Source organism: Myceligenerans salitolerans (assembly GCF_017349295.1).
In the GTDB taxonomy this organism is placed as follows: domain Bacteria; phylum Actinomycetota; class Actinomycetes; order Actinomycetales; family Cellulomonadaceae; genus Myceligenerans; species Myceligenerans salitolerans.
Window position 1 is genome coordinate 207649 of the sequence record NZ_JAFMPK010000027.1, and the last position, 9180, is coordinate 216828.

Below are 9180 nucleotides of genomic sequence, written 5' to 3' on the forward strand. Positions count from 1 at the left end.
GTTCGGCGGCGGCCGCGCCGTCGTGCCCGGCCCTTAGAAGCCGTCCGGCGTGCGGATGCGGTCGCGGATCCAGAGGCCGGCTTCCTTGAGGTTGCCGGTCCCGTACGTCCCGGCGGCGCAGCTTCCGGGGGTGAGGACCGCTCCGGAGCGATGGTCGTCGGAGAAGTTCCAGTTCACCCAGCTGATCTTCTTCGACGCCGCCAGGTCGAGGTAGCGCTGCGCCATGGCGAAGTCGTTGGCCCCTTCGCCGGCGGAGTTCTGGGTCCCGAACTCGGTGATGAACATCGGGATCCGGTCGGCGGCGCGGGACAGCGTGCCCAGGTAGTCGTCGCGGTGCGTGGCGGCGTAGAAGTGGAACGTGTACATGACGTTCGAGGCGTCGACAGGGTCGTTCACGACCTCGGACTCGTCCGATCCCTCGGACTCGCCCAGCGAGGACCAGCCACGGGTTCCCAGCAGCACGACGGCGTCCGGGTCCTGCGCGCGGATCACCGGGACGATCTCCTCGTGGTAGCTCTTGATGGTCTGCCACGACACGCCGTGGGGCTCGTTGGCCACCTCGTAGATGATGTTGTTCTTGCCGCTGTGCCGTTCGGCGACGGCGGTGAAGAACGTCTTGGCACGCTCCAGGTTCACGTGCGGGTCGCCCGGCTCGAGCATGTGCCAGTCGACGATCGCGTACATGCCGCGCGCGGTCAGCATGTCGATGTACCGGTGCACCAGGTCGGTGAACCGCTCCGGGTCGGTCTCGTAGCCGCCCTCCTGCACGTAGGTCGAGATCCGCACGACGTCGGCGTTCCAGTCGTACGCGAGCGTGTCGAGCGACTCGTCGTTCACGCACTGGGAGTACCACTGGGTGCCGTGCGTGCTCATGCCGCGCAGCTGGATCCGCGTGCCGTCCTCGTTGCACAGGTTGACGCCGCACACATGGAGCTGGCCGTTGGCCGCGACGGGGGTACCGGGGTCCGGTTCGGGTTCGGTCGGTGTCGGGTCGGGCGTCGGGTCGCCGGTGGGTTCGTCGGTCGGCTCCGGCTCGGGTCCGCCGTCGCACGTGCCGTCGTGTGTCCAGAGCGCCGGTGTGGACGCCGGGTCCCAGCCCGTGCCGGGGTACGCCGTGTGGGTCGTCGTCGCGGTGTAGCCGCTGCCCTCGTAGGTGACCTGGTCGCCGGCGCCGTAGCTCGTGCCTTCCGCCCAGGCGGGTGCGGAGCAGTTCACCGCGAACGCCGGGACCACCAGGCCGGGGACGACGGCCGTCCCCAGCGCCAGCGTCACGGCGGCTGCGACCGCGACGAGTATCGAGCTGCGACGGATGACCATGGAAACCACCTCGGTTCGTGTCCGGAGCCGGAACGGGGCACGACTGCGCTGCCTGCCGGTCGTCGGACGCTAGCAAGGCAGGTGGCCCGCTGCACATGAGGGATTGCCACACGGAAGGCCTGCGGCCGCCTCTCAGAGCGGCAGGCGGGCCCAGCGCTCGCCGACCGCGCGGATCGTCGCGCGGCGCACGCCGGAATCGGGGTCGTCCGGGTCCGGTTCGCCGCCGCGGGGACGGACCAGGTCGATCTCCAGCCGGTCCTCGGTCAGCGCCTCCGCGAGCCCGCGGCCCCACTCGACGACGGTCACGGACTCGTCCAGCGACGAGTCGAGGTCCAGCGCGTCGAGCTCGTCCAGGCCGCCGAGCCGGTAGGCGTCCACGTGCACGAGAGCGGGACCCCGCGTGCCGTCCTCTCGCGGCAGCGGCGGGTGCTCACGAGCGATGATGAACGTGGGCGACGCGACCTGGCCGCGCACGTGCAGACCGCTCCCCAGCCCCTGTGTGAGGGTCGTCTTGCCCGCACCGAGGTCCCCGGTGAGGATCACCAGGTCCCCGGCCCGCACCAGCCCGGCGAGCTGCGCGCCGAACGCGCGTGTCGCCCCGGCGTCGGGCAGTTCCAGGGTGACCGGCCCGGCGCCCGTCCCGACGGCCCGGATCGCCTCCCTGACCGCGGCAGCCACGCCCTCGTCCTGTGTCGTTCCGTTCATCGGCCCACCGCTCATGACCACGCTCCCCGGGCGGTGAGCGCGCTGAGGCCCGCGGCGTCCGCCCCGACTTCCTGTGTTCCGGTGTACACCCGCGGCATCCGGGCGGCGACGCGGGTGACGATCTCGTAGCTGATGGTTCCGGCGGCCTGTGCCCAGTCCTCAGCGCTGGGCGCGCCGGCGTGCTCGACGCCGTCGGCCTGGCCGAACAGCGTGACGATGTCACCCGCCTGTTCGGTCGCGTACGGGCCGAGGTCGACCATGACCTGGTCCATGCACACCCTGCCCGCCACCCGTACGACACGGGCGGAGCCGGGCCCCGCCTCGGGGGACGACACGTCGCCGACACCGCCGCCGACCAGGACGGGACCGCCCGGCCCGAGGGCCCCACCGCTGGCGTGGCGCGGGATCCCGTCGGCGTACCCGAGCGGGATCACGCCGAGGACGGTGTCCTGCGAGGTCGTGTAGTGCAGCCCGTAGGAGACTCCGCTGCCGGCCGGGACGCGTTTCACCGTCGCGAGCCGCGCCTCGACGGTCATCGCGGGCCGCAGCCCGTAGGTGCTGGGGACGCTGCTCTGCGGCACGGGCGTCAGACCGTACATCGCGATGCCGGTGCGCACGAGGTCCCAGGCCGTGTCGGGCCGGGTGAGGGTCGCGGCGGAGTTGGCCAGATGCCGCACCTCGGGCGTGAACCCCGCGCGTTCGACGGCGGACACCGTGTCCTCGAACGCCTTCGCCTGCGCATCGATGCTGGGATGGCCGGGCTCGTCGGCACAGGCGAAGTGCGACATGACGCCGGTGACCTCGACCAGGCCGCGCAGTTCGGCGGCGCGACGCAGCACGCCGGGAAGGTCGTCCAGGGTGATGCCGTTGCGTCCGAGCCCCGTGTCCACCTTCAGGTGCACGCGCGCGGGACGCCCGGCGGAGCGCGCGGCGTCGGCCGCCGCGTCCATCCCCCAGGGCGCCGCCACGCCGAGGTCGATGTCCGCGAGCAGCACCTCCTCCAGCGGAGCGCCCGGAGCGTAGAGCCAGGTGAGGATGCGTGCGTCCGCAGGCGTGACGCCGCCCTGCCGCAGCCGCAGCGCCTCGCCGACCTGCGCCGCCCCGAGCCAGGTCGCACCGCCCGCGAGCGCCGCGCGTGCCACGGGCAGCAGCCCGTGCCCGTAGGCGTCGCCCTTCACCACGGCCATGAGCGCGGCAGCCGGGGCGGCGCGGCGCAGCGCCACGACGTTGTCGCGGATGGCGGTCAGGTCGACGACGGCGCGCGCGGGGTACTCGGGATCGAACCCGGGCAGGACGCCGAGGGGAGGGGTGGTGCTCACAGCAGCGATTCTCCCACTCGCGGCGCGAGTCGCGACCACACCGGGCGCCGGCCGGGCCGTCGTCCGCGGCGGGAGCGGCCGTGCGACGGCAGGGCGGGACCGGCTTGCCACGGCGCGTTAGCGTGAGGCGTGCTCCCACCTCTGCCCGTGCGCGACGGGCTGAATCCGACCCGGCTCGTGCTGCCGCACGACGAGGCGACCGTCGCCCGCTGTCCGACGGCGTACTCGTGGCTCCTCGAGCGGTTCCCCGGTGACGCCACCCGCCTACGGGAGAAGGTCGCCGCCGGGGAGGTGGTCACCGGGCGGGGGACGCCGATCACGCCGGAAACGCCCTACGAGCCGCGCGGATTCCTCTTCCTGTACCGCGACCCGCCGTCGGACGAGCCGGAGATCCCCTTCGAGCCGGAGATCCTGCACCGCGACGACGACCTGCTCGTCGTCGACAAACCGCACTTCCTCGCCACGATGCCGCGTGGGCGCTGGATCCGGAACACCGTGCTGGTGCGTCTGCGGGCAGCGCTCGACCTCCCCGAGCTCAGTCCCGCGCACCGCCTCGACCGGCCCACGGCCGGGGTGCTCGTGCTGACGGTCCGTCGAGAGGTACGTGGCGCGTACCAGACGCTCTTCCAGGAGCGGAGGGTGCGGAAGGTCTACGAGGCGGTGGCACCGCTGCCGGGACACGCCTCGACGTCCGTGGACGACGACGGTCGTGGCGCGGCCGGCCACGAGCGCGCGGTCACCCCGGGCCACGGCTCGCCGTGGTCCGCCACGGACCTGATCGGCCGGCTCGCGGACGGGCGGGCGGTCACGGTGCGCTCGCGCATCGTGAAGCGTCGCGGGACGGCGCCCGCGCAGGAGGTCCCGGGCGAGCCGAACGCGGAGTCGCGGATCACCCTCGTCGCCCGCGACGAGGCGCGCGGCCTGGGTCTGTACCGGCTGGAGCCGCACACCGGGAAGACGCACCAGCTGCGCCTGCACCTGGCGTCGCTCGGCGTCCCGATCCTGCACGACCCGTTCTGGCCGGTGCTCCGCGAGGACGTCCCGGACGACTTCGCGCGGCCTCTCCAGCTCCTGGCGAGGTCGGTGGAGTTCCGCGACCCGCTGAGCGGAGCTCCTCGCCGCTTCGGGTCTCGTCGCTCCCTCGACATCGACGGGTCGCTGCCGGGCGGTCGCGTGGGGCGATGATCGCCGTGTCAGTCCAGGAGGTGGCGGTGGTAGACGTCGGGGTTGTCGAGGTAGGTGCGCCAGTGGTTGACGAGGTCGAGGTCGTGCCAGGTGGTGGGGTGGATGCCGGCGTCGTCGAGTTCGAGGATCTGTGCGCCAGGAGTGGCGGCGACGACCGGGGAGTGGGTGGCGCAGATGACTTGCGCTCCGGAGTCGGTGGCGGCGCGCAGCCCGGCGACGAGCTGGAGACCGGCGGTGAAGGAGAGTGCGGCTTCGGGCTCGTCGAGCAGGTAGAGGCCGGGACGGGAGAAGATCTCGCGGAACACGGCGAGATAACCCTCGCCGTGGGAGAGGGCGCGCAGGTCTTCCTGCGGGTAGCCGGGGACGATGAGGTTGAACGAGGAGACGAACTCCAGTAGGTCGAGTGCGGCCTCGGCGCGCAGGAAGAATGACTGGGAGCGGTTCCTGGGCGTGCGGAAGCGGCGGCCCGTGGGGGTGAGGTCGAAGTCGATGTCGGCCGCGAGGGTGCCCGGTTCGGGCCGGCGGTCCGCCTTGCCGCGTCCGCCACGCGGGTTGATGCCCCATGCGGCGGCGATCGCCTCCACGAGGGTGGACTTGCCCGAGCCGTTCTCCCCGACCAGGAACGTCAGCGGACTGGTCAGCTCCAGTCCCGTCTCGATGATCTGCCGCACGGCGGGGACGGTGTAGGGCCAGCCGGTGGCGTCGGCGGTGCGGGGGTCGATGTCGATGCGTTCGATCAGCACGGTTCAGCGTCCGTGACTCCGCTCGCCGTGGTCAAGACTGCTGCCGGCGACGAGGATCTCCCCCGCCGCCACCTTGCCGGACGCGTCGGTGGACATTCTCGCGGTCTTCGGCTTCCCACCGGTCGTGACGAAAATGATCACTATCGATCACAGTGTTGACCGGAACAGTCACGTCTGCCTATTTTCTGATCGGGAGAGCAGCACGATCCCCGGAACTCGATCAGGAACGATCATCGATGATCGTCGCTCTCCGCGCCAGACCAGTCAATGACGACGGAGAGCACTCATGTCACGACCCTCTCGCCGCGGGGGCGCACCTGCCGCCGCGGTCGCAGTCCTCACCCTCGCCGCGGGCGGCCTCCTGTCCCCCTCGGCCGCCGCCACGCAGAACGCGACCACCGTGACGCCGTCGGCCGTCACGGCCGTCGGCAACGGCCACGGCGGCGACATCGGCCCCGCCCTCGACCTCGACGACCCGTCCATCGACTGGCGCGAACTCGTCGTCGACGGCGACGACGTCGAGCGCCGCGCGGACGGCACGCCCTACAACGTGTTCGGCGGATTCGGCTCGGTGTCGTGCAACAACACCGGCAAGCTGCTCCTCGACTACAAGGAGGAGAACCCGGACGCCTACTGGTCCATCATGCGCCTGCTCTTCGACCCGGTCGACGGCGCGGGCCTGGCCCACATCAAGGTCGAGCTGGGCGCCGACTCCAACACGTCGTCGGGCGCGGAACCGGCGACCAAGCGGAGCGCGGACGAGCCGGCCAACGTGCTGCGCGGTGCGGGCTTCCACTTCATCGCCGACGCGCTGTCGATCAACCCCGACATCGAGACCGAGATCCTGCGCTGGGCCGAGCCGTCGTGGACGGGCAACGACTGGACCAAGCGCTACCAGTGGTACAAGGAGACGATCGACGCCGCGTACGACACCTACGGCGTCGAGCTCGACTGGGTGAGCCCGTCGCAGAACGAGGTACGCCGCGACACCTACCAGGACGCCGAGCTCGACTGGACCGTCCAGTTCGCGAAGTGGCTCGAACGCGACGCACTCGCGGACGACGCGCGCTTCGACTACTCGACGATCAAGATCGTCGCCCTCGACTCCTACCGCGAGGGCGACCGGATCGCCGGCAAGATCCTCGCCGACCCCGAGGCGCTCGAGCAGGTCGACGCGCTCGGCTACCACTACGACATCGAGGGCGGGCCCAACGTCACGCGGCTCAACAAGGAGTTCGGCAAGCCGATCCTGTACTCCGAGGCCGTCGCGCCGATGATCGACCCGCAGTACCGCGTGAACGCGGAGCCCGAGCGCGGCGGGATCGGCGGCACGGTCGGCGCCGCCGACATCGCCGACCGCTTCATCAACGCCTACCGGTGGAGCGGGGCGGGCGACCACCCGGCGCACATGACCACCTTCCTGTTCCAGCCCGCCGTCAGCGCGATGTACGAGGGCCAGCAGTACTCGCCCAAGCACCTGATCCGCGCGTCGGACCCCTGGTCGGGCTACTGGGAGGGCGACATCGGCATCTCCACGGTGCGCCACTTCCACCAGTTCGCGGAGCACGGCTGGGAGTACGTCGAGGGCGCGACCGGCGGCGACGGGACCAAGGGCGACGGCGGCACCAACGTCGACACCTCGACGCGCACGGTCATGACGCTGCGCTCGCCGGAGGGCGAGGCCGGCGAGCCCGAGCTGACGCAGGTGCACGCCAACAACACGGCGACCGCGCGGTACTTCGAGGTCAAGGTCGCGGACCTCGGCCGGAGCGGCCGGCCGCTCCACGCGTGGGAGACGACGGGCCCGGAGGCCGGCGAGAGGTACGACGCCGACTACTTCCAGAACATCGGCCACTACGCGCCCGTGCGCACCGAGACCATCGACGGGACCGAGCACGACGTCTACCGCGTGAAGGTCGAGCCGTACTCGATCCTGACCCTGTCCACGCTGCCGCGCGGGGTCGACGGCACCACACGGGAGTACACGCCGGGCGACTACGCGTCCGAGGCGGAGGACGAGATCCTCGGGCTGCCGTACCGCGACGACTTCGAGTACGACGACTACCGGAAGACCGTCGTCGGCGGGGAGCGGATGTCGTACGTGGAACGCCGTGGCGGGATGCCGCGGTACACCGCCGACCAGGACGGGGCGTTCGAGGTCGTCGAAACGGGCGAACGCAGGCGCGGCAACGTCCTGCGGCAGCAGATCCACGCCGAGAACCGCGGCTTCACGTGGAACGTCTGGGGCGACGGCCGGCAGGACGTCCTGCAGTCCGCCGCGCCGTCGACGGTGCTCGGCGACCACCGGTGGGCCGACTACACCGCGACGATCGACTTCCGGCTGGACGACGTCGTGCGCGACGCGAGCCTGCCGAACTTCGCGGGGCTGGGTGTGCGGCAGGTGTACGCGCGCGGCGGCGACCAGGCCACGTACGCCACGCGCGTCCACGCGGACGGCCGGTGGGAACTGCGCAAGCTCGACACCGTGGTCGCGTCGGGCACGGTCGACGGATTCGACGCCGAGGCATGGCACACGCTGTCCGTCGAGGCCCGCGAGAACGTCATCACCGCGAGGCTCGACGGTGAACTGCTGAAGCAGTGGGTCGACCCGGCGGCCAACCCGGTGCTGGCGGGCCGCGTCTCGCTCGTCAGCGGCTTCTACAACACGCAGTACGACAAGCTCGCGATCACACCGATCAAGGGCCAGGCGTGGAAGTCCGAGAAACTCGACGACTCCGACGCGCGCGTGTCCTATCCCGACGGCGCGCGCTTCGCGCAGTCGAGCTTCACCCACTTCAACCGCACCCTCCACGTGCTCACGGCGGGCCAGTCGGTCGAGCTCGACTTCACCGGCACCGGCCTGAACCTGTTCGGTGCCACGGACGCGGCGACGGTCGAGGTCGAGATCGACGGGCGTGCACCACGCACGGAGCGGGTGGGCGCCTCCGGCACGCGGGAGACCTCGTACTGGCTGCGCGGCCTGCAGCAGAAGCGGCACACCGTCACCGTCCGGGTGGTCAGCGGGACGTTCACGCTCGACGGCGTCGACGTCCTGGCGGGCGGGGCCAAGGTCCGCAAGGTCGCGCCGGAGGACCGCCCCGTCGCACCGGTCGAGCAGATCTCCCGCGCGGCGGCAGCCGTCGGACAGGCACCCGATCTCCCCGCGACGCTGGCGGCGACGTCGGAGGCCGGGACGACGATCGACGCCGCCGTCGACTGGTTCCTTCCCGCCGGCGCGTTCGACGAGCCGTACTCGATGGTCCGCGTCGACGGCACGTTCACGAACGACCCGTCCCTGCGGGTCTCGACGATCGTCGAAGTGGTGCCCGACGGGCTCGCCTACTTCATCGACGCCAACGCACCGGCAGTCGGTGGTGGCGCGACGTACCCCGCCGTCCGGGCCTTCGCCGACGCGCACGGCGAAGGGCTCCGCAACGACACCCCCGACGCCCTGTGGTCCGACGACGCCGGCTGGGGCCGGGCCGCGCCCTACTCCGGCAAGGGTCCGCTCGGCACCAACCCCTACGACAAGACGCGCGAGACCGGCTACTACACCTCGGGCACGGCACAGCCGCTCGACTACCGGCTCAGCCTCCCGGCCGGCGAGTACACGGTGTCGTCCGGGCACACCGAATGGTGGAACCCGGGCAACGGGCGGTCGCGCCGCATGGCGACCTCGGTCTCGTGGACCGGATCCGACGGCGCGGCACACTCCGTGCCGCTGGGATCGGTGGCGTTCCCGAACGGCAGCAGCGGTCGCACCGAAGTGCTGACGGGCAGCTTCACGCTCTCCGAGGAGACCGTCGTGACGTTCCGCGTCGCCGACGACGGCGGCACGGAGGCACCGGTGCTGAGCTGGCTCGCCGTGGCCACCGGCTGACGCCGCACCGGCGCGCCGCGGGACCCGGGTC

6 protein-coding genes are annotated in these 9180 nt (G+C 71.6%); 2 read left to right on the forward strand and 4 right to left on the reverse strand.

Annotated features, from left to right (window positions below):
- Window positions 1-33: 33 nt before the first annotated feature.
- The 3 genes from J0911_RS06295 to alr all read right to left on the reverse strand — a co-directional run bounded on the left by J0911_RS06295 (window position 34) and on the right by alr (window position 3341).
- Window positions 34-1317, reverse strand: a complete 1284-nt coding sequence (locus tag J0911_RS06295; RefSeq protein ID WP_207274607.1) for a cellulase family glycosylhydrolase — start codon at window positions 1315-1317, stop codon at window positions 34-36.
- Between the two features lie 132 nt (window positions 1318-1449).
- Window positions 1450-2022, reverse strand: coding sequence for a tRNA (adenosine(37)-N6)-threonylcarbamoyltransferase complex ATPase subunit type 1 TsaE (gene tsaE, locus J0911_RS06300; RefSeq protein ID WP_207274608.1), 573 nt, complete (start codon window positions 2020-2022; stop codon window positions 1450-1452).
- Between the two features lie 11 nt (window positions 2023-2033).
- Window positions 2034-3341, reverse strand: coding sequence for an alanine racemase (gene alr / locus J0911_RS06305; RefSeq protein ID WP_307864944.1), 1308 nt, complete (start codon window positions 3339-3341; stop codon window positions 2034-2036).
- A gap of 129 nt (window positions 3342-3470) precedes the next feature.
- Here alr and J0911_RS06310 point away from each other — a divergent pair, with 129 nt between their 5' ends.
- Entirely contained in the window at window positions 3471-4526 is a 1056-nt protein-coding gene (locus tag J0911_RS06310; protein WP_307864945.1) for a pseudouridine synthase, read from the forward strand.
- 8 nt (window positions 4527-4534) lie between these two features.
- Here the strand turns inward: J0911_RS06310 and J0911_RS06315 are convergent, their stop codons facing one another.
- Window positions 4535-5269 carry an AAA family ATPase gene (locus J0911_RS06315; RefSeq protein WP_207274609.1) on the reverse strand — a complete coding sequence of 245 codons (735 nt, stop codon included), beginning with the start codon at window positions 5267-5269 and terminating at the stop codon, window positions 4535-4537.
- 286 nt (window positions 5270-5555) lie between these two features.
- On the opposite strand from J0911_RS06315, the gene J0911_RS06320 reads away from it, so the two are divergent.
- Window positions 5556-9149: a hypothetical protein gene (locus J0911_RS06320; protein ID WP_207274610.1), complete on the forward strand. Its 3594-nt coding sequence runs from the start codon at window positions 5556-5558 to the stop codon at window positions 9147-9149.
- Window positions 9150-9180 lie beyond the last annotated feature (31 nt).